The sequence below is a fragment of the Pedococcus soli genome, from assembly GCF_054782575.1.
This window is the reverse complement of the sequence record NZ_BAAGSF010000005.1, coordinates 167,471-191,400: the sequence shown is the minus strand read 5'-3', so window position 1 is coordinate 191,400 and position 23,930 is coordinate 167,471. Positions and strand designations below refer to the sequence as shown.

The window sequence follows — 23,930 nt, the reverse complement described above, 5'->3', positions numbered from 1 at the left end:
TGGGCGCCATGACCGCCGTGACGACCACCGCCGACCGCGTCGCCGCCGTGCTGCGCCAGCACCCCGTCATCGACGGGCACAACGACCTCCTGTGGGAGGCCCGCGAGCAGGTGGGCTACGACTTCGACCGCCTCGACCTCGCTGCCGGCGGCACGCCGACCCACACCGACCTGCCCCGCCTGCGGGCCGGTGGGGTGGGCGGCCAGTTCTGGTCGGTGTTCGTGCCCGCCGAGCTCTCGGGAGACGACGCCGTGAGCGCCACGCTGGAGCAGATCGACGCGGGTCACCAGATGGTGGCCCGGTATGGCGCCGACCTCGCGTTCGCCCGGACCGCGGACGACATCACGGCCGCCTGGGGGTCCGGGCGGATCGCCTCGCTGCTCGGCGCCGAGGGCGGTCACTCGATCAACAGCTCGCTGGCGACGCTGCGGATGCTGCACGTGCTGGGGGTGCGCTACATGACGCTGACGCACAACAGCAACGTGCCCTGGGCCGACTCGGCCACGGACGCACCCGTCCTCGGCGGCCTGTCGGCGTTCGGGGTCGAGGTGGTGCGCGAGATGAACCGCATCGGCATGCTCGTCGACCTCTCCCACGTGTCCCCCGGCACGATGCGCGACGCCCTCCGGGTCGCCGAGGTGCCGGCGATCTTCAGCCACTCCTCCGCCAGGGCGGTGGCCGACAGTCCGCGCAACGCCCCCGACGACGTGCTGGAGTCACTGCGCGACAACCGCGGGGTCTGCATGGTCACCTTCGTGCCCAAGTTCGTGAACCCCGACGCCGCGGCCTGGCAGGCCGAAGCCGTCGCCGCGGCGGCGGAGGCAGGCGTCACCCAGGCCGATGGTCCGGCCTTCGAGGCCTGGGGCAAGGACTACGTCCGACGGACGTCACCCGCGCCGGGGGCCACCCTCCAGGACGTCGTGCGCCACTGCGAGCACATCCGCGAGGTGGCAGGCGTCGACCACGTCGGGGTCGGTGGCGACTACGACGGCGTCGGTCAGCTGCCTGACGGCCTCGAGGACGTCAGCTGCTACCCCGCCCTCCTCGAGGCCCTCGCGGACCGCGGGTGGTCCGACGACGACCTCGGAAAGCTCACGAGCGGCAACATCGTCCGGGTGCTGGGCGAGGCGGAGGAAGGCGCTCGGCGGTTGCAGGCGGAGCGCGGCCCGAGCCTGGCCACCATCGCCGAGCTCGACGGGGTCCGCGCCTAGTTGCGCCAGCGGGTGATGGTCAGCCCGACGACCCGGGCGATGATCAGCGCGACGTACATGACGCCCGCGACCTGCTCGATGATGACGACCGAGCGGGCGTGGGGCAGGACCGCGGTGACGTCGGACAGCCCGACGCTCGTGAGGTTGGCGAACGACAGGTAGAGCAGCTCCAGGAAGGTCCGGTGGCCCTCGCCCTGGAAGGCGATGAAGGACCCCGGCCAGACGACCTGCACGGCCATGAACAGGTAGGCGAACATCCACGACACGACGGTGAAGTTGGCTCCGACGGCGAAGATCTCGTCGCGGGTGACCCACGAGTCGTCGAACAGGTAGCGGATCAGCCCGTACCCCGTGTAGCCGTAGAACGCCGCGTGCAGCAGGGAGGACCACAGGACCACCTGCTGGTTCCCCGGGACGAACCCCTCGGCGATCGTCAGTGCGACGACGGGCACGCCGAGCACCACGGCCACCCAGGTGAGCGCCGGCGTGGCACGCACGGCGTACACGGCCACGGCCAGGACGAGGACGCCGAAGAGGCCGATGACGGTCCGGCCGAGCGGGGTGTCGCCGGCGAACGGGTAGGCGAGCACCTCGAGGAGCTGCGCCGCGAGCAGGACCCCGCTCGGGTGGCTCTTGACGGCGTTCAACCAGTCGCGCATGGCGACCACCCTAGGGTCCGCCCGTCAAGATCGCGTCAACGCCAGTCAAGGCGCCGTCAACGCGAGGAGGTGCCCCGGTCGGGCGACCTTGACTGACACCGTGATCGAGAACCTCGTCGCCGCCCTGCTCGGCCTCGCGCTGCTGGCCTACCTGGTCTACGCGCTCGTCCGCCCGGAGCGGTTCTGATGTCCGAGGCAGCAGCCGGGCTGCTGTCCCTCCTGACCCTGGTGGTCGCCCTCGTCGTGGTCTGCGTCCCGCTCGGGACGTGGATCGCGAAGGTTTTCACCGACACCCGGCACTGGCGGGTGGAGCGGGTGCTCTACCGCGTCGCCGGAGTGGACCCCGAACGTGAGCAGGGATGGCGCGCGTATGCCGTGAGCGTGGGTGCCGTGAGCGTGGTGGGCTTCGTCCTCCTGCTCGGCCTGATCCTCCTGCAGACCTCACTGCCCCTGCGCCAGGGATCGGACGGCATGGGGGTGACGACCGCCGTCAACACCGCGGTGTCCTTCGTGACCAACACGAACTGGCAGAGCTACGCCGGGGAGGCGGGTGTGACGCCCCTCGTGCAGACGCTCGGGCTCACCATCCAGAACTTCGTGTCCGCCGCCGTGGGCCTCGCGGTCTGCATCGCCCTGACCCGGGCGCTGCTGCGCGACGGGACGGGGCGCATCGGCAACTTCTGGGTCGACCTGGTGCGCGGTACGGTCCGCGTCCTCCTGCCCGGCGCCGTGCTCGCCGCCGTCGTCCTCCTCGTCGGCGGGGTCGTCCAGAACCTGGCAGCGCCGTCCACCGTGACCGGCCTCTCCGGCGCGGAGCAGGTCATCCGCGGAGGCCTGGTCGCCTCGCAGGAAGCCATCAAAGAGCTCGGGACCAACGGTGGCGGGTACTTCAACGCCAACTCCGCCCACCCGTTCGAGAACCCCAACCCCTTCACCAACCTCTTCGAGGTCTTCCTCCTGCTCGTCGTGCCGTTCGCCCTCCCCCGCGCGTTCGGGATCATGGTGGGCGACCGCCGACAGGGACGCGCCCTGCTCGGCTTCGCCTCAGTGCTGTTCGGCGCGGGCGTCGCGCTGACCACCTGGGCCGAGGTCGCTGCCGCCTCCGCGTCGACGGGTTCGATGGAGGGCAAGGAGCAGCGGTTCGGCGTCTGGGCCTCGGCCCTGTTCGGCGCGGCGACGACGAGCACCTCCACCGGTGCGGTCAACTCGCTGCACGAGTCCTACAGCCCGCTCGGCGGAGGGGTGGTCCTCACCAACATGCTGCTCGGCGAGGTCTCGCCCGGCGGAGTCGGCTCGGGCCTCTACGGCATCGTCGTCATCGCGATCCTGTCCGTGTTCGTCGCAGGGCTCATGGTGGGTCGTACCCCCGAGTACCTGGGCAAGACCATCGGCCGGCGCGAGATCACGATGGCAGCGCTGTACTCGCTCGTGATGCCCGTCCTCGTCCTGGGGTTCACCGGCGCGGCCCTGTCCATGGACGGCCCCCGGAGCACCATGCTCGCGAGCGGGCCGCACGGGTTGACCGAGGTGCTCTACGCGTATGCGTCGGCCGCCAACAACAACGGCAGCGCCTTCGCCGGCCTCACCGCCGACAACCCCTGGTTCAACCTGACGCTCGCCTTCTGCATGGCCGTCGGTCGGTTCGTCCCGATGATGCTCGTGCTCGGCCTGGCGGGTTCCCTTGCAGCGCAACGGCGTCGGCCCGAGACCGCCGGCACCATGCCGACCCACACACCTCTCTTCACCGGCCTGCTCGTCGGCATCGCCCTGGTCCTCGCCGGCCTGACCTTCTTCCCCGCCCTCGCCCTCGGACCCCTCGCGGAGGCCCTGTCATGAACCGCACCACCATCCTCGCGGCCCTCCCCCAGGCCGTGACCAAGCTCGACCCCCGCCACCTGGTTCGGACCCCGGTGATCTTCGTGGTGTGGATCGGCTCGGTCCTCACGACGGTCCTGGCGGTCCTGGACCCCTCGGTCTTCGGCTGGGGCGTCGCCTTCTGGCTCTGGGCCACCGTGCTGTTCGCGAACGCCGCGGAGGCCATCGCCGAGGGCCGTGGCCGGGCCCAGGCCGCGACCCTGCGGGCCACGCGGACGGAGACCCTGGCGGTCCGGCTCAGGGAGGATGGCGGCACCGAGACCGTTCCCGGCACGGCGCTGCGGATCGGCGACCGGGTGCGCGTCGTCGCCGGTGAGGTGATCCCGGGCGACGGGGACGTCGTCGAGGGCGTCGCCACGGTCGACGAGTCGGCGATCACGGGCGAGTCCGCCCCGGTGGTCCGTGAGTCCGGCGGCGACCGGTGCGCCGTCACCGGTGGCACGACGGTGCTCTCCGACGCCATCGTCGTGCGGATCACGTCCCGTCCCGGCGAGACCTTCATCGACCGGATGATCGCGCTCGTCGAGGGCGCCTCGCGGCAGAAGACCCCCAACGAGATCGCCCTCACGGTCCTGCTGACCACCTTGACGATCCTCTTCCTCGTCACCGTCATGGCGATCCAGCCGCTGGCGTCGTACTCGGGCGGGTTGCAACAGGTCATCGTCCTGGTTGCCCTGCTCGTCTGCCTCATCCCGACGACGATCGGCGCCCTGCTCTCCGCCATCGGCATCGCCGGCATGGACCGGCTCGTCCAGCGCAACGTCCTGGCCATGTCCGGCCGGGCCGTCGAGGCGGCGGGCGACGTGTCGACGCTGCTGCTCGACAAGACCGGCACGATCACGCTGGGCAACCGGCGCGCCAGCGAGCTCACCCCGGTCAGCGGTGCGGCGGACGGCGAACTGGCACAGGCGGCATACCTGTCGTCGCTCGCGGACGGGACGCCCGAGGGGCGCTCCATCGTCGAGCTGGCCACCTCCCTGGAGCACTTCGGGGGTGTGACGTCGGCGGACGTGCTCGCCTCGCAGGGAGCGGAGTTCGTGGAGTTCACGGCGCAGACGCGCATGTCCGGCGTGGACCTCCCCGACGGGACGCGCATCCGCAAGGGCGCGGCGTCGGCAGTCACCGCGTGGGTCACCCAGGAGGGGGGCGAAGTTCCCGACGAGACCGGACGGCTCGCCGACGCCATCGCCGGGGACGGTGCCACGCCGCTGGTGGTGGCCCTGGCTGCCGCCGGCCGGGCGCCACGGGTCCTCGGCCTCGTCCGGCTTAAGGACGTCGTGAAGCCGGGCATGGCGGAACGCTTCGAGGTGTTGCGGCGCATGGGGATCCGCACCGTCATGATCACCGGCGACAACAAGCTCACTGCGGCGGCGATCGCCACGGAGGCGGGGGTCGACGACTTCCTCGCCGAGGCCACACCCGAGGACAAGATGGCCCTCATCGTCAAGGAGCAGGAGGGCGGTCGGCTCGTCGCGATGACGGGCGACGGCACCAACGACGCGCCTGCCCTCGCCCAGGCCGACGTCGGACTGGCCATGAACACGGGCACGTCGGCGGCCAAGGAGGCCGGCAACATGGTCGACCTCGACTCGGACCCGACCAAGCTCATCGAGGTCGTCGCCATCGGGAAGCAGCTGCTGATCACGCGCGGAGCGCTGACGACGTTCTCGATCGCCAACGACATCGCCAAGTACTTCGCGATCATCCCGGCCATGTTCGTCGTGCTGTTCCCCGGGCTCGACGCCCTCAACATCATGCGTCTCGGGTCGCCGCAGTCGGCCATGCTCTCGGCCGTCATCTTCAACGCGCTGGTCATCGTCGCGCTCGTGCCGCTCGCCCTGCGCGGCGTGCACTACCGCCCCGGCGGCGCGGCCGACCTGCTGCGCCGCAACCTGCTCGTCTACGGCCTGGGCGGCGTCGTCGCACCGTTCGTCGGCATCAAGGTGATCGACCTCCTCGTGTCCCAACTCCCCGGATTGAGCTGACCAGCATGACCTCACTCACGCGCCAGTACGCCGCCGCGCTGCGGCTCCTGCTCGCCCTCACCGTCCTGCTCGGGGTGGTCTACCCCGCCGTCGTGTTCGGCGTCGGCCGACTCGGCCTGAGCGCCCGGGCGGACGGCTCCCTCGTCGAGCACGACGGGAAGGTCGTCGGCTCGTCCCTGCTGGGACAGTCCTTCACCGGCGACCGGTGGTTCCACGGTCGTCCGTCCACCAGCGACTACTCCGGCGACACCAGCGGCGGCTCCAACCTCGCCGCCTCGAGCGACGCCCAGGCCAAGGCGGTCGCCGAACGCCGAGCGACGGTGGCGCAGGCGGACGGTGCCGCGGGCACCACGCGGGGCGCAGGCGGCATACCGGCCGACGCCCTGACCGCCTCGGCGAGCGGGCTCGACCCCCACATCTCGCCCGAGTACGCCGCGCTCCAGGTGCCGCGCGTCGCCAGGGCGACCGGGCTGGGCACGGAGCTGGTGGCGTCACTGGTGGCGAAGCACACCCAAGGGCGCACCCTCGGGTACCTCGGCGAGCCACGGGTCAACGTCCTCGAGCTCAACCTCGCGCTGGCCCGCGCCGCCGGCTAGGAACGGCACGGCGATGGCCCCTCGACCCCCCGTTGACGCGAGAATGTCGTCATGACCCCCGGCCGGCTGCGCATCTACCTCGGCGCGGCCCCCGGGGTGGGCAAGACCGTCGCGATGCTGTCCGAGGGGCACCGGCGGGCCGAACGCGGCACCGACGTCGTGGTGGGGCTGGTCGAGACGCACGGTCGCGCCCACACGGCCCAGGCCCTGGGCGGGCTCGAGGTGGTGCCGACCCGCGAGGTGGTGCACCGCGGCAGCACGCTGCGCGAGATGGACGTCGATGCCGTCCTCGAGCGCCGGCCCGAGGTGGTCCTCGTCGACGAGCTCGCGCACACCAACGCCCCCGGCAGCCGGCACGCCAAGCGCTGGGAGGACGTCCGCGACCTGCTCGCCGCAGGCATCGACGTCGTCTCCACCGTCAACGTCCAGCACCTCGAGTCGCTCAACGACGTCGTCGAGGCGATCACGGGGATCCGTCAGCAGGAGACCGTCCCGGACGAGGTGGTGCGGACGGCCGACCAGATCGAGCTCGTCGACATGTCGCCGCACGCCTTGCGCCGACGGATGGCCCACGGCAACATCTACGGCCCCGACCGGGTGGACGCCGCGCTGGCCAACTACTTCCGCGAGGGGAACCTCACCGCCCTGCGCGAGCTGTCGCTGCTCTGGCTGGCCGACCGCGTCGACGAGGGCCTCGAGCGCTACCGGCGCGACCAGGGGATCACGTCGTCGTGGCCGGCCCGCGAGCGCGTCGTCGTCGCCGTGACCGGGGGGCCCGAGTCGGCGGCACTGGTCCGGCGCGGCGCCCAGATCGCCGCGCGGGGCGCCGGCGGCGAGCTCGTGGTCGCCCACGTCACCCCTGCCGACGGCCTCATCGACGCCCGGCTGGAGAGCATCGGCGAGATCCGGACACTGGTCGCCGAGCTGGGCGGCACCTTCCACACCGTGGCCGGCGACGACGCGGCGGCCGCGATCCTCGACTTCGCGCGAGGGGTCAACGCACGCCAGGTGGTGCTCGGCGCCTCCCGACGGACCTGGTGGCAGGCGCTGCGCGGCCGCGGGGTCGGCAGCCACGTGGTCGAGGGCGCGGGGGGCGACATCGACACGGTCATCGTCACCCACGAGCAGGCCCACCGCGGCCAGTCCCGGCGTGGCCGTGGGGCGCTCGCGGGGCGCAGGCGGCTGGCGGGCTGGCTGCTCGCGACCCTCGGCACGGTGGTGCTGACGGCCCTGCTCATCGCGACCAGGGAGTCGCACGACCTGCCGCTGGAGGTGCTGCTGTTCCTCGCCCTGACCGTCGGCTGCGCCCTGGCGGGAGGGCTCGGCCCGGCCGTCGTGTCCGCCCTGCTGGGGTCGCTCAGCCTCAACTGGTTCTTCACCGACCCGGTGGGGACGTTGACCATCACCAACCCCCAGAACGCTGCTGCCGTCGTCGTCTTCCTCGTCGTCGCCGTCTCGGTGGCCTCCGCGGTCCACCTCAGCGACCGCCGTGCTGCCGCCGCGCGCCTCGCCCAGCGCGAGTCGCTCGCACTCGAGCGTTCGGCGCAGACGCTGCTGGGCGAGCAGGACCCGCTCACCGCGCTGCTCGAGCAGGCCGCCGACCTGTTCCACCTGACGACGGCCGGACTCGTGCGACGACCCTCGGTGCGGGCGCCGTGGCAGGTGGTCGCGGCGCTGCCGGGGTTCGACGTGGACCAGCTGGACCGGGCCGCGGTGCTGGCACCGGTCGACGACACGACGACCCTGGCCCTGTTCGGGCCGGTCCTGGCCGCCGACGAGCGCCGCCTCGTCTCCGCGTTCGCCGCGCACGCCGAGGCCGTCCTGCGGCGAGCCGACCTCGCCGAGCAGGCCCGCCGGGCCGGGGCCCTGGCCCGCGACAACCGGGCCCGCACCGCCCTGCTCAGCGCCGTGTCGCACGACCTGCGGACCCCGTTGGCCGGCATCAAGGCAGCGGTCTCGACGTTGCGCCAGCCCGGTGCGGCGTTCGACGCCCAGGACGAGGCCGACCTGCTCGAGACGATCGAGGAGTCCTCCGACCGGCTCACCACCCTGGTCGCCAACCTCCTCGACATCTCCCGGCTGCAGAGCGGCGTGGTCGCCGCGCAGGTCAGCGAGGGCGCTGTGGTGGAGACCATCCGGCGCACCGTGTCGACGGTGTCGGCACCGGACCGCGTCCGGGTCCTGGCCGCCGACGACCTCCCGCTGGCCCTCTACGACGAGGTCCTCCTCGACCGCGTCGTGGCCAACGTCGTGGAGAACGCCCTGCACCACTCGGGCGGCCGCCAGGAGGTCGTCGTCAAGGCGTACGCCACCGGTCACCACCTCCAGGTGAGGGTCGTCGACCGGGGTTCCGGCGTCCCGGACTCCTCGAAGGCGGCGATCTTCGCCCCGTTCCAGCGCCTCGACGACGCACCGCGCGGGTCCGGCGTCGGACTCGGGCTGGCGGTCGCCCGTGGCCTGATGGAGACCATGGACGGCACCATCGCCGCGGAGGACACCCCCGGTGGCGGCCTGACGATCGTCCTCGAGCTCCCCCGCGCCGATGGCAGGATGCCCGCATGAGCGTGGTCCTGGTCGTCGACGACGAACCCCACCTGCGCCGCACCCTGGCGATCAGCCTGCGGGCGCGTGGGTACGAGGTCGAGACCGTCGGCGACGGCCGATCCGCCCTCCAGTCGATCGCCGAGCGCTCCCCCGACGTCGTCGTCCTCGACCTCGGCCTGCCCGACCTCGACGGCATCGACGTCCTGCGCCGGCTGCGGGCCACCTCGAGCGTTCCCGTCATCGTGCTCTCCGCCCGCACCGACTCCGCCGACAAGGTCGAGGCGCTCGACGTCGGCGCCGACGACTACGTCACCAAGCCGTTCGGCATGGAGGAGTTCCAGGCGCGGGTCCGCGCCGCCCTGCGGCGGGCCGGCGAGAACGAGAACCACCCGCCCGCCCTGCGCACCGAGCACTTCGCCCTCGACTTCGCCGAGCGCACGGCCACGATCGGCGGCGACGTCGTGCGCCTCACGCCGACCGAGTGGCGGCTGCTCGCGGTCCTCGCCCGCCGTCCGGGACACCTCGTCTCGCAGAAGGACCTGCTGCACGAGGTGTGGGGTCCCGGGTACGGCCGCGAGTCCAACTACCTGCGCGTCTACGCCAACCAGCTGCGGCGCAAGCTCGAACCCGACCCCACCCACCCGCGCTACCTCGTCACCGACCCCGGTCAGGGCTACCGACTCGAGGTATGACGCGGGGTCGCCGCGCGAGGCCATGTCCGGGCCCGCGGGTGCCTGACCGCCGGGGACCCGGGCTCGAACCGGGCGGCGGCCTCGACCCGGCGCTGGCATGCTGGCGGCCATGTCCGGGCACCGGGTGGTGGTCCTGCTCGAGGGCCAGAGCGACGTCGCTGCAGTGCGCGCGCTGCTGGGCGTGCGGCCGGTCACCGTGCAGCCGGACCGGCTCGACCTCGTCGACATGGGTGGCGTCACCAACATCCGACGCCACCTCGTCGACCTCGTTGCGCAGAGTGCGCACGCCAACGGTGACGCCCCTGCCCGGCTGCGCGTCCTCGGGCTCTGCGACGTCGGGGAGGCCGGCTACTTCGCCCGTGCACTGGCGTCGATCGGTCACCCCGTGGGCTCGGCCGACGACATGGCCGCACTCGGCTTCCACGTCTGCGACCAGGACCTCGAGGACGAGCTGATCCGGGCGCTGGGGGTCGAGCGTGTCATCGAGGTGCTCGACCGGCTCCGGCTCTTGGACCGCTTCGTGACGTTCCGGCGCCAGCCCACGTGGGAGGGTCGGCCGGTCACCGACCAGCTGCGCCGGTTCTCCGGGACGACGTCGGGGCGCAAGGCGCTCGTCGCGCAGGCCCTGGCCGCGGCGACGACGGCGGAGCAGGTCCCGCCTCCGCTCGCTGCGCTGGTGGCCCACATCGCGGCGGCTGCCGCGGACGACGAGCCGGGCCCGGCGGTCCGGCCCTTCTCCACCGAACCCTGAGCGCTCGACCCGATGAGGACGGGGTCGAGCGCTCGAGGTGGGGCGCGCTGTGCGCGGTGCCGCCGGTCAGGCGGTGGCGTCCACCGGAGCCAGCCGCCCGCGCAGGGTCAGGGTCGCGACGACCAGCGCCAGGGAGGCCGTCAGGGCCATCACCAGGGTCATCGGCACGGCCGAGCCCGAACCCATGGCGCCGATCAGGGGAGCCGCAGCCCCACCGATGACGAACTGCGAGGCACCGAGCAGCGCAGCCGCCGTGCCCGCCGCCTCGCCGTGGCGGGTGAGCGCCAGCGCCGGGGTGTTCGGCAGGGTCAGGCCGCAGGCGAACAGGATGAACCAGAGCGGCACGAGGATCAGGGTCAGGCCCCCGAAGCCGGTGGCGGCCGACGCGAGCGTCAGCAGGGCGGCCACTGCACCGATCGTGACCCCGGCACGCACCAGAACGCGGGGCTCGAACCGCTTGAGCAGGAACGGGTTGAGCTGCGAACCGGTCAGGAAGCCCAGCGAGTTCATCCCGAAGACCAGGCCGAACTGCGCGACGCTCAGGCCGTAGATGTCCTGCAGCACGAACGACGAGCCACCGATGTAGGAGAACAGCGTGGCGAACATCAGGCCGCTGATCAGGACGAGCCCGACGAAGGTGCGGTCCTTGAGCAGCGACCCGTAGGTCGCCACGACGGGCTTGAACGCGAGCTTGCGGCGACGCGCCGGCGGCAGCGTCTCGCGCAGGGCGAACGACGCGAGCGTCACCATCATCGTCCCGGCGATCGCGAGCAGGACGAACACCCCGCGCCACGAGGTGAGCTGGAGGATGAAGCCACCGAGGGTCGGTGCGAGCACCGGCGCGAGGCCCATGACCAGCATCAGGCGCGAGAGCATCGTCGCGGCGGCGGAGCCGGCGAACTGGTCGCGCACCATGGCCATGGCGACCACGGCCACCGCGGCGTTGCCGAGGCCCTGGAGGACACGACCCACGGTGAGCAGCTCGATGCTCGGCGCGAACGCACAGAAGATCGACGCGGCGATGTGCAGCGCGAGCCCGGCGATGAGGGGGCGGCGGCGGCCCACCGCGTCGGCGAGGGGGCCGACGAGGAGCTGGCCGAGCCCCATACCGAGCAGGATGCCGGTGAGGGTGAACTGGACGGCCGACTCGGACGCGGCGAGGTCACGCGTGATCGAGGGCAGGGCCGGCAGGTAGGTGTCGATGGTCAGCGGCCCGATGGCGATGAGGGCGCCGAGGACGAGGACGAACCGCACGTAGGCGCGACCCGTCGGGGCGGGGGGCATGGCCTCGTCGGAGGAGCGGGAGGAGTCGACGGAGGTCTGGGGAAGCGTCTGGGTACGGTCGTCGGTCACGGTCTGGGGCGCGGCGGTCACGAGGAGGGCAACACCGGCCCACCCCAGATCCATTCCGACGGACCTCAGTCGCGCCCGGTGAGCTCCCAGGCGTCGCCGGACTCCTCGACCTCCTCGCGGCCCGCGAACTGCGCGGCCACCGGGTCGTTGTCGTAGCGGTCGTCGGGGGCGTAGCCGGGCCGGTACGACGGCGCCGGTGCGCCGACCGGCACCTCGTCGGTGTGCTCCACTCCCCCGGCCTCGTCGGCCAGGGCCTGGCCGTCGAAGACCGGCTCGGCGTCCGGGACCTCGTCGCCGCGCATGAGGGCGAGCGTCGTGGGCAGGTCGTCCGGCTTGACCAGCACGTCGCGGGCCTTGGAACCCTCGGACGGTCCGACGACGCCGCGTGACTCGAGCAGGTCCATGAGGCGACCGGCCTTGGCGAACCCGACGCGCAGCTTGCGCTGGAGCATCGACGTCGACCCGAACTGCGTCGTGACGACGAGCTCGGTCGCCTGCAGCAGCAGGTCGAGGTCGTCACCGATGTCGTCGTCGACGTGCTTCTTGGCGGCGACGACGGTGACGTCGTCGCGGTAGTTCGGCTTGAGCTGGTCGGTGACCGCCTTGACGACGTTCTGGATCTCGGACTCGGTGACCCAGGCGCCCTGGACGCGCATCGTCTTGCTCGAGCCCATCGGCAGGAACAGCGCGTCGCCCTGGCCGATGAGCTTCTCGGCGCCGGGCTGGTCGAGGACGACCCGGCTGTCGGCGAGCGACGACGTCGCGAACGCCATCCGCGACGGGACGTTGGCCTTGATCAGGCCGGTCACGACGTCGACCGACGGACGCTGCGTCGCCAGCACGAGGTGGATGCCGGCGGCCCGGGCGAGCTGGGTGATGCGGACGATCGACTCCTCCACGTCACGCGGGGCGACCATCATCAGGTCGGCGAGCTCGTCGACGATGACGAGCAGGTACGGGTACGGGTGGATGACCCGCTGGCTGCCCGGCAGCGGCTTGACCTTGCCGGCCTTGACCGCCTTGTTGAAGTCGTCGACGTGCTTGAAGCCGAACTGGGCGAGGTCGTCGTAGCGCGTGTCCATCTCCCGCACGACCCACTGGAGGGCCTCGGCGGCCTTCTTGGGGTTCGTGATGATCGGGGTGATGAGGTGCGGGATCCCCTCGTATGCCGTGAGCTCCACCCGCTTGGGGTCCACCAGCACCATGCGGACCTCGTCGGGCGTCGAACGCATGAGGATCGAGGTGATCATGGAGTTGACGAAGCTCGACTTGCCGGCGCCGGTGGCCCCCGCGACAAGCAGGTGCGGCATCTTGGCGAGGTTGGCGATGACGTAGCCGCCCTCGACGTCCTTCCCGACCCCCATGACCATCGGGTGGTCGTTGCCGCGGGCGGCCTGGCTGCGCAGGACGTCGCCGAGGCTGACCTTCTCGCGGTCGGTGTTGGGGATCTCGATGCCGATGGCGGACTTGCCGGGGATCGGGGAGAGGATCCGGACGTCGGCCGAGGCGACGGCGTACGCGATGTTCTTCGAGAGGGCGGTGACCCGCTCGACCTTGATGCCGGGGCCGAGCTCGACCTCGTACCGCGTGACCGTCGGGCCGCGGCTGAAGCCGGTCACCTGCGCGTCGATGTCGAACTGGTCGAGCACCTGGGTGAGGGACTCGACGACGCGGTCGTTCGCGGCGCTGCGGGCCTTGTGCGGCGAGCCGGGCTCGAGCAGGGCGTTGTCGGGCAGCGTGTAGGTGATGTCGCCGGCGAGGGCGAGCTGCTCCACCCGCTGCGGCAGGGGGGTCGTCGGCGGCGCCTCGAGGGCGACCTTCTCGGCGACCTGGCGGGCGGGAACCACTGGTGGGGCGCCCGAGGCGCCGGCGCTGGTGGAACTGGTGGCACCGGTGGCACCGGGGGCGAGGACGCCCGGGGCGGTCGGGCGCTTCTGCCCGGGACGCAGGCCGTCCTTGCCCTCGGGCACGACGACCGCAGCCTTCTCGAACGCCTCGTCACCGTCGAACGGGCCCTCGGGCTCGATCACCCGGCGGCGGCGCCGGGGCTTCTCGGCCTCCTCGGCGACCGGCTCGTCGACGTCGACCCCGCGGTGCAGGAGGTGGTCGCGCAGCTCGGCGAGGCGCTCGGGGATCATGTGGACCGGGGTCGCGGTCATCACGAGGAGACCGAAGAAGCCGAGCATGAGCAGGATCGGCACGGTGCCGTAGACCGAGACCGCCGCCTTGAGCGGGCTGGAGGCGAGGAAGCCGATGATGCCGCCGCCGTCGCGCATGCCCTCGGCACCCGCCGGCGGGGTGGGGATGCCGGCCGCCACGTGGGCCAGGCCCGACGCCGCGAACGCGAGCGCGCCGAGGCCGACCCCGATGCGCGAGTTGGCGCCGTCGTCCTGGGGGGCGCGCAGCAGCCGGACGCCGAGGTAGAGCAGCGCGAGCGGCACGGCGTACGCGACCCGGCCGAAGGTGCCGGCCACGACGGCGTGGATGACGTCGCCGACCGGGCCCTCGAGGGCCCACCACTCGCGGGCGGCCACGACGATGGCCAGGCCGAGGAGGAGGAAGCCGACGCCGTCGCGACGGTGCTCGGGCTCGAGGTCGCGGGCCCCGTTGCCGACGCGGCGGACCGCGCCACCGGCCACGTGCGCCATACCCATCCACGTGCCGCGGACCGCACGCAGCGGCAGGGGTAGGCCGCCACCGCTGGCCTTGCCGCGGGAACCCCGGGCGGGGCTCTTGCGGGGCGTGGTGGTGCGACGGTTGGCGGGGCGGGTGGCGGTGCCCTTGCGCGCCTGCCCAGCCGAGGAGGTGCGCGTCGGGGTGGACGGACGTGTGGCCATGGTCCGCAGGCTACGCGAAGGTCACACCGGACACACGCGTCACACGCGTTCCACGTGGGCGGATCTGACGCCGACCTGGAGCCGACCTGGAGCCGTCACCCGCGCCGTTCGGGGCGGACCCGCTCCCCCGAACAGGTGGAGGGGTCCCCCCGGTTCGGGCAGCAGGGGCCGGTCCACCCGACGCGACGGGTGCGGCCCTGCCACGCTGAGCCTGCGTCTGGCGGGGCCCGCACCGGCGACCACCCCTCGGGGAGGTCGCCGGTGCAGGCGTACCAGGACATCGGGGGCAGGGGGTGCGCCGGTCCCGCCAGATCACCTGCACCACCGTTCCGCCCGACCTCCCCCGAGGTCTCAGATGGCGAGAAGGTCCGTCCGGCTGGTGGAGGGACGACCCGACCGCCGCTACCTTCGTCGTCAAGGTCATGAGTGTCAGCGCACAGCCCCGGCTTGCTGACCAGCAACCCTCCACCGCGGTGGGGTGCTCCGGGTGACGACCGGGTCGACTGCACCCGCAGCCGGCAAGCGCGGACCCGAGCACAGCCCGGGTCCCACCGGACCCAGGAGCTGACCTCCATGTCGATCGCGAGCACCCCACCGACCACTCCCGAGAGCACGCCGGACCACGCGTTCCGCCGCACCGCTCCCCTCGCCCACGCTCGGGAGAACGCCCGTGAGCACCTCCGGGCCGTTCCGCCTCTGGTCGCGCCGGCCTCGCTGCCGCTCGGCGGTGCGGTCGAGCCCCTGCCGGCCGAGCTGCCCGTCCACCGGTCCGAGGACCTGCCCGCCGTGGTCTCGGCCGGGCTGGTGGTGCCCACGCTCAACGGCCCGGTCGACTACGCGAACTTCGACCACGCCGCCTCGACGCCGTCGCTCGTCAGCGTCAAGGCCGCCGTCGACAGCGCCCTGCGCACCTACTCCTCCGTGCACCGCGGCAACGGGTACGCCTCCAAGGTGACCAGCGCCTGGTACGAGCAGGCCCGTGAGGAGGTCGCGACCTTCGTCGGGGCCCGGCCCGGCGACGAGGTGGTCTTCACCCGCAACAGCACCGACTCGTTCAACCTGCTGGCCCGCGCCCTGCCGCGCGACACCCAGGTCTTCGTCTTCGAGACCGAGCACCACGCCGCCCTGCTCCCGTGGAAGGCGCGCCAGACCACCCGCCTGCCCGTCCCCGGAAGCGCCGCCGACGCCGCGGTCCTGCTGCGCACGGCGCTGAAGAACCGCCACGGCCGCCACCGCCTCGTCGTCCTCACCGGCGCCTCCAACGTCACCGGCGAGGTCTGGCCGGTCCGCGAGCTCGCCGCGATCGCCCGCAAGGCCGGTGCCCGGGTCGTCCTCGACGCGGCGCAGTACGCCCCGCACCGCCGCGTGGACCTCGCCGAGCTCGGCGTCGACTACGTCGTCCTGTCCGGTCACAAGCTCTACGCGCCGTTCGGCGCCGGTGTCCTCGCTGGCCGCTCCGACTGGCTCGACGCGGCGACGCCCTACCTCGCCGGGGGCGGAGCGACCAGGGCCGTCACCGAGGACGGCGTCGCCTGGCACACCGGCTCGGCCCGCCACGAGGCCGGGAGCCCCAACGTCATCGGCGCGGTCGCCCTCGCCGCGGCCTGCCACGCCCTCCGCACCGGCGCCGCTGCGGTCGAGGCGCACGAGGACGCCCTCGGCACCGCCCTCCTCGAGGGCCTGCGCGCCGTCGACGGCGTCGAGACCTACTCGCTCTTCGGCGACGACCACGAGCGCGTCGCGGTCGCCACCTTCACGATCGACGGGCTCGACAGCTCGCTGGTGTCGGCGGCGCTGTCCGCCGAGCACGGGATCGGGGTCCGCGACGGGAAGTTCTGCGCGCACCTGTGCGTCGACACCCTCCTCGATGACCCGTATGGCGCCGGGTCCGGCACCGCGATCCGGGCCAGCGTCGGTCTGGGCACGACGGCCGAGCACGTCGAGCGCCTGCTCGCCGCGGTCGCCGACCTGGCTGCGAACGGACCGCGCGCGGCCTACGAGGTCACGCCGCAGGGGTGGCTCCCGGTGGAGGACACCCGCGACCTGTCCCCCGCCCGCCCCTGGTAGCAGCTCGCCCCTGGTGGGACACGCGTCCCTGCGGGGACGCGCCCCTGGCGGGGACGCGGCTCAGGCCTGGATGACCACCGGGATGATCATCGGGCGGCGACGGATCTTGCCGCCGACCCAGCTGCCGATCGCACGACGCATGACCTGTTCGAGCTGGTGGGGGTCGGTGATGCCCTTGCCGGTCGCCTCGGCGAGCGCCTGCTCGATCTTGGGGCGCACCTGGTTGAAGATCTCGTCGTCCTCGGCGAAGCCCCGGGCCTGGATCTCCGGGCCCGCGGCGACCTTGCCCGTGGCGGAGTCCATGACGACGATCACCGAGATGAACCCCTCGTCGCGCAGGATCCGGCGGTCCTTGAGCAGGGCCTCGTCGAACTCGCCCACCGACGAACCGTCGACGTAGACGTACCCGCAGTCCACGGCGCCGACCACCTTCGCGACGCCGTCGACGAGGTCGACGACCACCCCGTCCTCGGCCAGGACCACGCGCTCACGCGGCACCCCGGTCTGCCCCGCGAGCTCGGCGTTCGCCACGAGGTGGCGCCACTCGCCGTGCACCGGCATGACGTTGCGCGGCTTGACGATGTTGTAGCAGTAGAGGAGCTCGCCGGCGCTGGCGTGGCCCGAGACGTGGACCTTCGCGTTGCCCTTGTGGACGACGGCGGCGCCGAGGCGCATCAGGCCGTTGATGACGCGGTAGACGGCGTTCTCGTTGCCGGGGATGAGCGAGGACGCCATGAGGACGGTGTCGCCGGGCCCCACGTCGATGCGGTGGTCGCGGTTGGCCATGCGGGAGAGGGCCGCCATCGGCTCTCCCTGCGAACCCGTGCAGATGAGGACGACCTGGTGGTCGGGGAAGTTGTCGAGCTTCTTGACGTCGACGAGCACCCCGTCGGGGACGTGCAGGTAGCCGAGCTCGGCCGCGATCCCCATGTTGCGCACCATGGAGCGACCGACCATGGCGACCTTTCGCCCGGCCTTCTCCGCGGCGTCGAGCACCTGCTGGACGCGGTGCACGTGCGAGGAGAAGCAGGCGACGATGATCCGGCGCTCGGCATCGCGGAAGACCTTGTCGATGGCCGGCGCGATGTCCTTCTCCGGGGTGGTGAACCCCGGCACCTCGGCGTTGGTCGAGTCGGTCATGAAGAGGTCGACGCCCTCTTCACCGAGACGGGCGAACGCGCGCAGGTCGGTGAGCCTGCCGTCGAGCGGCAGCTGGTCCATCTTGAAGTCGCCCGTGTGCAGGATCGTCCCGGCGGGGGTCCGGACGAACACCGCGAGCGCATCGGGGATGGAGTGGTTGACGGCGACGAACTCGCAGTCGAACACCCCGAGCTTCTCGCGCATCCCCTCCTTCACCCCGAGCGTGTACGGGGTGATCCGGTGCTCCTTGAGCTTGGCCTCGACCAGCGCCAGGGTCAGCATTGAGCCGACGACCGGGATGTCCTTCTTGAGCTTGAGCAGGTAGGGCACGGCGCCGATGTGGTCCTCGTGGCCGTGCGTGAGGACGATGGCCTGGACCTGGTCGAGGCGGTCCTCGATGTACTCGAAGTCGGGCAGGATCAGGTCGACGCCCGGGTGGTGGTCCTCGGGGAACAGGACGCCGCAGTCGATGATCAGCAGCTGGCCGGCGTGCTCGATGACGGCCATGTTGCGACCCACCTCGCCGAGACCACCGAGGGCGACGACGCGGACGCCGTTCGGGTCGAGCTGGGGCGGTGCGGTCAGCTCGGGGTGCGGGTGGCTCACAGCAGACCCGACTCCTTCAGGCCCGCCCTCAGCAGCTCGAGGTGCTCCGGAGGGGACTCGACCAGCGGCAGGCGCACCGTCGCGTGCTCGATCACGCCGAGCTCGACGAGCGCCGCCTTGGCCATGATCGCGCCCTGCGACGTGTTCATGATCGCGTCGACCGCCGGGATGAGGCGCTGGTGGATGACTCGGGCCGCCGCGAGGTCGCCGCGGTCGACGGCCTCGATCATCGCGGCATACTCGCGTCCGGCGACGTGGCCGACGACGCTCACCGTGCCGATGGCGCCCATGGCCAGCCACGGCAGCGTGGTCGCGTCCTCGCCCGAGTAGTACAGCAGGTCGGTCGAGGCCATGACCTTGGTCGTCGACCACGCCTCGCCCTTGGCGTCCTTGACGGCCACGATGCTCGGCACGGTGGCCAGCTCGGCAAGGGTCTCCGGGGTGAACGGGATGGCCGTGCGTCCGGGGATGTCGTAGAGCATGACGGGCAGGTCGGTCACCCCGGCGACGGCGCGGCAGTGCGCGACGACCCCGGCCTGGGTGGGCTTGTTGTAGTAGGGCGTGACGAGCAGGAGCCCGGTCGCGCCGGCATGCTGCGCGCGGCCTGCCATCTCGACGCTGTGCGCGGTGGCGTTCGAACCGACGCCCGCGACGACCGCGGCGCGGCCACCGACGGCCTCGGCGACGAGGCTGACCATCTCGAGGCTCTCGTCGTCGGTGAGGGTGGCGGACTCACCGGTGGTGCCGTTGACGACGATGCCGTCGTGCCCGGTGTCCACGAGGTGCTGAGCGACCCGCTTGGCACCCTCGGCGTCGACGCTCCCGTCGGGCCGCATCGGCGTGATCATGGCTGTCAGGAGGCGACCGAACGGAGACGCTGTGCTCATACCCGCAGGCTATCGCTCCGCGGCGGCGGCCCAGCGCCCTGCTCGTGCCGCGACACCGACATTGGCGGGATCCCTGTGCTGCGCGACCGGATCATCGCCGGGACCGCCTGTCGGTATGGCGCCGGGTCCCGTCGCCGCGCGGTGTTAGGTTGCCGTCGTGCAGCAGTACCTGGACCTCCTCGACCACGTGATGACGACCGGGACGGACAAGTCCGACCGGACGGGGACGGGCACGCGCTCGGTCTTCGGCTACCAGATGCGGTTCGACCTCTCCGAGGGCTTCCCGGTCCTGACGACCAAGAAGCTGCACCTCAAGTCGATCATCGGTGAGCTGCTGTGGTTCCTGCGCGGCGACTCGAACGTCCGCTGGCTGCAGGAGCGCGGCATCTCGATCTGGGACGAGTGGGCCGACGAGAACGGCGACCTCGGGCCCGTCTACGGCTACCAGTGGCGCTCCTGGCCGACGCCCGACGGCGGCCACGTCGACCAGATCGCCAAGGTCATCGACGCCATCCGGACCAACCCCGACTCGCGCCGCCACATCGTCTCGGCGTGGAACGTCGCAGACGTCGACTCGATGGCCCTGCCGCCCTGTCACACGATGTTCCAGTTCTACGTCGCCGACGGCCGACTCTCCTGCCAGCTCTACCAGCGCTCCGCAGACATCTTCCTCGGCGTGCCCTTCAACATCGCGTCGTACGCCCTGCTCACGATGATGGTCGCCCAGATCTGCGACCTCGAGCCCGGCGACTTCGTGCACACCCTCGGCGACGCGCACCTGTACTCCAACCACGTGGAGCAGGCGAAGCTGCAGCTCACCCGTGAGCCGCTCCCCCTGCCCCGCATGGTCATCGCGAAGGGCAAGCAGATCGACGAGTTCGACCTCGGTGACTTCGAGCTGGTCGGGTACGAGGCGCACCCCTCGATCAAGGCGCCCATCGCCGTCTGAGCGGTCACCCCACGGCATACCCTGTCGGCATGACGAACGTGACCCTCATCGCGGCGGTCGGGCGCAACGGCGTCATCGGTGCCGACAACGACATGCCCTGGCACCTGCCCGAGGACTTCGCCTTCTTCAAACGCTCCACGATGGGGCACCCGATGGTCATGGGGCGCAAGACGTTCGACTCGATCGGGCGGGTGCTGCCAGGTCGCCGCACCATCGTCGTCACCCGCCAGGCGGACTGGTCGCACGCCGACGTCGAGACCGCCCACTCGCTCAGCGAGGCGCTGTCGCTGGCAGGGCCGGTGAACGAGGTGTTCGTCTGCGGTGGCGGGCAGGTCTACGCCGAGGCGATGCCGTGGGCGCACCGGCTGCTCATCACCGAGGTGGACCAGTCCCCCGAGGGCGACGTCCGGTTCCCCGAGATCGACCCGACGCACTGGCAGGAGACCGCGCGCGAGGACCGTGACGGCTTCAGCTGGGTCACCTACGAGCGCGGCTGAGGGCGCACGTCGACGGGGTGCGAGGATGGCCGGCATGAGCCACCCGCACGACCACTCCCACCAGCACGACCAGACGCCGGGGCCGCTGGCCGACGCGAGCGTGCGCACCGCTCGGGAGACCGACGCCCCTGCCGTGGGTTTCGTCCAGGCCGTGGTGTGGCGCGAGGCGTATGCCGACGTGGTCCCGGCCGAGGTGCTCGAGGCCTTCGAGCCCAACGCCTTCGCCAGCGCGTGGCGCCAGTCGCTCGCCTCGCCACCGCAGGGCGTCTACCGCCTGCTCGCGGCCTGCGCCGGTGACCAGGTCGTCGGGTTCGCCTCCATCGGTCCGAGCCAGGACCCCGACGCCGGAGGTGCGACGGGCGAGGTCTCGGCCCTCGCCGTCCACCCACAGGCTCGTCGCGCCGGGCACGGCTCACGCCTGCTCAACGCCGCGGTGGACACCCTCCGGGGTGCTGGTGCCGACACCCTGCACACCTGGGTGCTGGCCACCGACGAGGCGACCCGGGCGTTCCTGTCCGCCTCGGGCCTGCACCCCGACGGCGCCTTCCGCGACCGGGTGGTCTCGCCCGAGGGTGACACCGCCCGTGAGGTGCGCCTCGTCGCCGACATCCGGCCCGACGGCGAGCCCGACGGCCCGTGACGGCGCCCCTCGCGCCCGGGCGACGCCGGGCCGTGCTGCGCCAGTCGCTGTCCGTGGCGGTGGCCACCGGGGCGTACGGCATCAGCTTCGGCGCCCTGTCGGTGGCGGCGGGGTTGACCATCCTCCAGACGCAGGCCCTGTCGCTGCTGCTGTTCTCCGGTGGGTCGCAGTTCGCGTTCGTCGGCGTCCTGGCAGCGGGTCCGGCCGGTGCGCCGGCGGCGATCGCGACCTCGACCCTGCTGGGGGTGCGCAACGGGTTGTACGGCCTGCAGGTCTCCCGCCTGCTCGGGGTCCGCGGAGCCCGCCGCGTCGCCGCTGCCCAGCTCACGATCGACGAGTCGACCGCGGTCGGCGTCGCCCAACCCGAGGCCCCGGCGGGCCGGATCGGCTTCTGGGCCACCGGCATCGGTGTCTTCGTCCTCTGGAACCTCGCCACCCTCGTCGGCGCGCTGGCGGGCGACGCGATGGGTGATCCGCGCACCTACGGTCTCGACGCTGCCGCGGCTGCCGCGTTCTGCGCGCTGCTGTGGCCCCGGCTCAGGTCGGCCGACGCGTTCGCGATCGCCGCGGCCAGCGCGGTGGTCGCGGTCCTGCTGGCCCCGCACGCCCCCGCCGGGGTGCCGGTGCTCGTCGCTGCGACGACCGCCCTGGCCGCCGGCCTGTGGCGCCGGGCCCACCGGGACCCGCCGCCACCGCACCACTGGGACGGCGAGGGTGAACCGACGTGACCACCTGGACCGCCGTCCTGCTGGCGTCCGCGCTGGCCTTCGCCCTGAAGTACCTCGGTCACCTCGTCCCGGCGAGCTGGCTCGACGGGGAACGCACGACCCGTATCACCTCGGCCCTGCCGATCGCGCTCCTCGCGGCCCTCGTGGGGGTGCAGACCCTGACGACCAGGTCGGGCGGGGTCGTGGTCGACTCCCGTGCCGCGGCGGTGGGGGTGGCCATCGTGGCCCTGCTGCTGCGCGCGCCGTTCATCGTGGTCGTCGTGCTCGCCGCTGCCGTCGCGGCGGGGCTGCGCGCGCTGGGGCTCCCCTAGCGACCGGGTCCGACCCGCGTCACGGCCACTCGAGCGCGTCCTCGACGAACCGGTCCCCCGTCTGGATCCCGACCACGCAGAACACGACACCGCCGGGGTCGGCCATGATCACGTACCCGTCGCGCTGCTCGACCACCGTGGCACCGAGGGCGGTCAGCCGGGCCACCTCGGCGGGGATGTCGTCCGACTCGATGTCGAGGTGGACCCGCGGGCCGCCCTCCCCGAGGCGCTGGACCTCGAGGTTGAGGCCGCCGACCTCCCCGACCGAGGCGTACGGCCCCTCCTGGGTCGGTCGGACGCCCTGCACGCCCGACCAGAACACCACGCTCTGGTCGAAGTGCTCCGCGCCGTGGTCGATGAGGACGATGCCGATGCGTGAACGGTGCATGCCCCCACCGTAGGACCGACCGGAAGGGGGCGGGAGGGTCGGACTGCTCAGTCCTGGGTGGCCCGCCAGGCCCGCACCGCGGCGCGGTAGTGCGCCTGCTCCCCCTTGCGGTCCCGGGCGACCCGGCACGCCTCCGCCTGCTCGAGCTCGGTCGCCCACGTCCCCTGCGCCCCGGACTCGTTGGCCTGGGCCATCATCCGCGAACCGTCGCGCGCCAGGAGGACCAGCGGCGCGATCGCCACGAGCGCGACGACCGGGATGAGCACGACGCCGAGGCCGAGCAGGATCGAGGCCGGCCGGCCGTCGGCGATGAGGGCGACCCCGCGCCAGCCGATCGTCGCCGAGTAGAACACCAGCACGAGGATCGTGATGAGTGCGGTGACCTTCTCGCGCACTCAGTCGTCCAGACCGAGGACGTGCTCGAGACCCACCGTGAGCCCGGGGTGGTCGCCGACGGCGCGCACCCCGGCCAGGACACCGGGCATGAACGACGTGCGGTCGAAGGAGTCGTGGCGCAGCGTGAGCATCTCCCCCACGCCACCGAGCAGCACCTCCTGGTGCGCCACGAGGCCGCGCAGGCGCACCGAGTGCACGGGTATGCCGTCGACCCGCGCGCCGCGGGCGCCGTCCGGGTCCTGCGTGGTCGCGTCAGGGACGTCGCCGATCCTGGCCTCGGCCCGAGCCGCGGCGATGAGGGAGGCCGTCCGGGCCGCGGTCCCCGAGGGGGCGTCCACCTTGGCGGGGTGGTGCAGCTCGATGACCTCGACGGACTCGTAGAACCGGGCCGCCTCCTGCGCGAAGCGCATCATGAGGATGGCGCCGATCGCGAAGTTGGGGGCGATGAGCACACCCACCTCGGGGTGCTCGGCCAGCGTCTCACGCAGGGCCTCCAGACGGGGCTCGTCCCAACCGGTCGTGCCGACGACGACGTGGACACCCTGCTCGACGCAGTGGCGCACGTTCGCGGGCGAGGCGTCGGGGACGGAGAACTCGACGACGACCCCGGCACCGGCCAGGTCGCCGAGCTCGTCCCCCTGGTCGAACCGCCCGACCAGCTCGAGGCCGTCCGCCGACTCGACGGCGCGGCACACCTCGGCGCCCATCCGTCCGGCTGCACCGATCACGGCCACGCGGGTCGACTCGCTCATGCCCGCCAGCGTAGCGATGGCGGGCCCACCCCCGAGGGGGCGGACCCGCCATGCGCGGTCCTGCGT

Annotated in this window: 22 protein-coding genes and 1 riboswitch; of the genes, 14 read left to right on the top strand and 8 right to left on the bottom strand. The window is 72.4% G+C overall.

Annotated elements, in window-relative coordinates:
* Nucleotides 1-8 precede the first annotated feature (8 nt).
* The gene (locus tag ACYVKF_RS13995; protein WP_056919986.1) at nt 9-1,211 is read left to right on the top strand and encodes a dipeptidase; all 1,203 of its coding nucleotides are present in this window, start codon (nt 9-11) and stop codon (nt 1,209-1,211) included.
* Here ACYVKF_RS13995 and ACYVKF_RS13990 read toward each other — a convergent pair.
* Entirely contained in the window at nt 1,208-1,870 is a 663-nt protein-coding gene (locus ACYVKF_RS13990) for an ion channel (protein ID WP_056920122.1), read from the bottom strand. The two genes, ACYVKF_RS13995 and ACYVKF_RS13990, sit on opposite strands and share 4 nt — an antisense overlap.
* An 88-nt stretch (nt 1,871-1,958) precedes the next feature.
* On the opposite strand from ACYVKF_RS13990, the gene kdpF reads away from it, so the two are divergent.
* From kdpF to ACYVKF_RS13955, 7 genes are all read left to right on the top strand, one after another.
* On the top strand, nt 1,959-2,057 hold the full coding sequence (gene kdpF / locus ACYVKF_RS13985) for a K(+)-transporting ATPase subunit F (RefSeq protein WP_235529273.1): 99 nt from the start codon (nt 1,959-1,961) through the stop codon (nt 2,055-2,057).
* Nucleotides 2,057-3,706: a potassium-transporting ATPase subunit KdpA gene (gene kdpA / locus ACYVKF_RS13980; protein ID WP_460967177.1), complete on the top strand. Its 1,650-nt coding sequence runs from the start codon at nt 2,057-2,059 to the stop codon at nt 3,704-3,706. The genes kdpF and kdpA overlap by 1 nt, the downstream gene beginning before the upstream one ends.
* Nucleotides 3,703-5,730: a potassium-transporting ATPase subunit KdpB gene (gene kdpB, locus ACYVKF_RS13975; protein WP_460967175.1), complete on the top strand. Its 2,028-nt coding sequence runs from the start codon at nt 3,703-3,705 to the stop codon at nt 5,728-5,730. The genes kdpA and kdpB overlap by 4 nt, the downstream gene beginning before the upstream one ends.
* A gap of 5 nt (nt 5,731-5,735) precedes the next feature.
* Nucleotides 5,736-6,326: a potassium-transporting ATPase subunit KdpC gene (gene kdpC, locus ACYVKF_RS13970; RefSeq protein WP_460967173.1), complete on the top strand. Its 591-nt coding sequence runs from the start codon at nt 5,736-5,738 to the stop codon at nt 6,324-6,326.
* Between the two features lie 51 nt (nt 6,327-6,377).
* Complete coding sequence (locus ACYVKF_RS13965) at nt 6,378-8,888, top strand: ATP-binding protein (protein WP_460967171.1); 2,511 nt, start codon at nt 6,378-6,380, stop codon at nt 8,886-8,888.
* A complete protein-coding gene (locus ACYVKF_RS13960; protein ID WP_460967169.1) occupies nt 8,885-9,562 on the top strand; it encodes a response regulator in 678 nt (225 codons plus the stop codon). The genes ACYVKF_RS13965 and ACYVKF_RS13960 overlap by 4 nt, the downstream gene beginning before the upstream one ends.
* A gap of 109 nt (nt 9,563-9,671) precedes the next feature.
* On the top strand, nt 9,672-10,313 hold the full coding sequence (locus tag ACYVKF_RS13955) for a hypothetical protein (RefSeq protein ID WP_460967167.1): 642 nt from the start codon (nt 9,672-9,674) through the stop codon (nt 10,311-10,313).
* Between the two features lie 66 nt (nt 10,314-10,379).
* Here the strand turns inward: ACYVKF_RS13955 and ACYVKF_RS13950 are convergent, their stop codons facing one another.
* Both ACYVKF_RS13950 and ACYVKF_RS13945 read right to left on the bottom strand, forming a co-directional pair.
* Complete coding sequence (locus ACYVKF_RS13950) at nt 10,380-11,720, bottom strand: multidrug effflux MFS transporter (RefSeq protein ID WP_460967165.1); 1,341 nt, start codon at nt 11,718-11,720, stop codon at nt 10,380-10,382.
* 11 nt (nt 11,721-11,731) lie between these two features.
* Complete coding sequence (locus ACYVKF_RS13945; protein WP_460967163.1) at nt 11,732-14,503, bottom strand: FtsK/SpoIIIE family DNA translocase; 2,772 nt, start codon at nt 14,501-14,503, stop codon at nt 11,732-11,734.
* Between the two features lie 418 nt (nt 14,504-14,921).
* Nucleotides 14,922-15,034, top strand: a riboswitch (SAM riboswitch).
* A 42-nt stretch (nt 15,035-15,076) separates the two neighbouring features.
* On the opposite strand from ACYVKF_RS13945, the gene ACYVKF_RS13940 reads away from it, so the two are divergent.
* On the top strand, nt 15,077-16,570 hold the full coding sequence (locus tag ACYVKF_RS13940) for an aminotransferase class V-fold PLP-dependent enzyme (protein ID WP_460967161.1): 1,494 nt from the start codon (nt 15,077-15,079) through the stop codon (nt 16,568-16,570).
* Between the two features lie 60 nt (nt 16,571-16,630).
* Here the strand turns inward: ACYVKF_RS13940 and ACYVKF_RS13935 are convergent, their stop codons facing one another.
* Nucleotides 16,631-18,316: a ribonuclease J gene (locus ACYVKF_RS13935; protein ID WP_460967160.1), complete on the bottom strand. Its 1,686-nt coding sequence runs from the start codon at nt 18,314-18,316 to the stop codon at nt 16,631-16,633.
* Nucleotides 18,313-19,203, bottom strand: a complete 891-nt coding sequence (gene dapA / locus ACYVKF_RS13930) for a 4-hydroxy-tetrahydrodipicolinate synthase (protein ID WP_460967158.1) — start codon at nt 19,201-19,203, stop codon at nt 18,313-18,315. The genes ACYVKF_RS13935 and dapA overlap by 4 nt, the downstream gene beginning before the upstream one ends.
* A 157-nt stretch (nt 19,204-19,360) precedes the next feature.
* Between dapA and ACYVKF_RS13925 the strand changes: the two genes are divergently transcribed.
* From ACYVKF_RS13925 to ACYVKF_RS13905, 5 genes are read left to right on the top strand one after another with little or no spacing between them, the layout of a single operon-like run.
* The gene (locus ACYVKF_RS13925; protein WP_056917708.1) at nt 19,361-20,152 is read left to right on the top strand and encodes a thymidylate synthase; all 792 of its coding nucleotides are present in this window, start codon (nt 19,361-19,363) and stop codon (nt 20,150-20,152) included.
* Nucleotides 20,153-20,181: 29 nt separating this feature from the next.
* The gene (locus tag ACYVKF_RS13920; RefSeq protein WP_056919993.1) at nt 20,182-20,649 is read left to right on the top strand and encodes a dihydrofolate reductase; all 468 of its coding nucleotides are present in this window, start codon (nt 20,182-20,184) and stop codon (nt 20,647-20,649) included.
* A gap of 34 nt (nt 20,650-20,683) precedes the next feature.
* The gene (locus ACYVKF_RS13915; RefSeq protein WP_056917710.1) at nt 20,684-21,289 is read left to right on the top strand and encodes a GNAT family N-acetyltransferase; all 606 of its coding nucleotides are present in this window, start codon (nt 20,684-20,686) and stop codon (nt 21,287-21,289) included.
* On the top strand, nt 21,286-22,017 hold the full coding sequence (locus tag ACYVKF_RS13910) for an AzlC family ABC transporter permease (RefSeq protein ID WP_460967154.1): 732 nt from the start codon (nt 21,286-21,288) through the stop codon (nt 22,015-22,017). The genes ACYVKF_RS13915 and ACYVKF_RS13910 overlap by 4 nt, the downstream gene beginning before the upstream one ends.
* On the top strand, nt 22,014-22,328 hold the full coding sequence (locus ACYVKF_RS13905; protein ID WP_056917712.1) for an AzlD domain-containing protein: 315 nt from the start codon (nt 22,014-22,016) through the stop codon (nt 22,326-22,328). The genes ACYVKF_RS13910 and ACYVKF_RS13905 overlap by 4 nt, the downstream gene beginning before the upstream one ends.
* A gap of 19 nt (nt 22,329-22,347) precedes the next feature.
* On the opposite strand, the gene ACYVKF_RS13900 is transcribed toward ACYVKF_RS13905, so the two are convergent.
* From ACYVKF_RS13900 to dapB, 3 genes are read right to left on the bottom strand one after another with little or no spacing between them, the layout of a single operon-like run.
* On the bottom strand, nt 22,348-22,716 hold the full coding sequence (locus ACYVKF_RS13900) for a VOC family protein (RefSeq protein ID WP_460967152.1): 369 nt from the start codon (nt 22,714-22,716) through the stop codon (nt 22,348-22,350).
* Nucleotides 22,717-22,763: 47 nt separating this feature from the next.
* Nucleotides 22,764-23,111, bottom strand: a complete 348-nt coding sequence (locus tag ACYVKF_RS13895) for a hypothetical protein (protein ID WP_056919996.1) — start codon at nt 23,109-23,111, stop codon at nt 22,764-22,766.
* Complete coding sequence (gene dapB, locus ACYVKF_RS13890) at nt 23,112-23,864, bottom strand: 4-hydroxy-tetrahydrodipicolinate reductase (RefSeq protein ID WP_460967150.1); 753 nt, start codon at nt 23,862-23,864, stop codon at nt 23,112-23,114.
* Between the last annotated feature and the right edge of the window lie 66 nt (nt 23,865-23,930).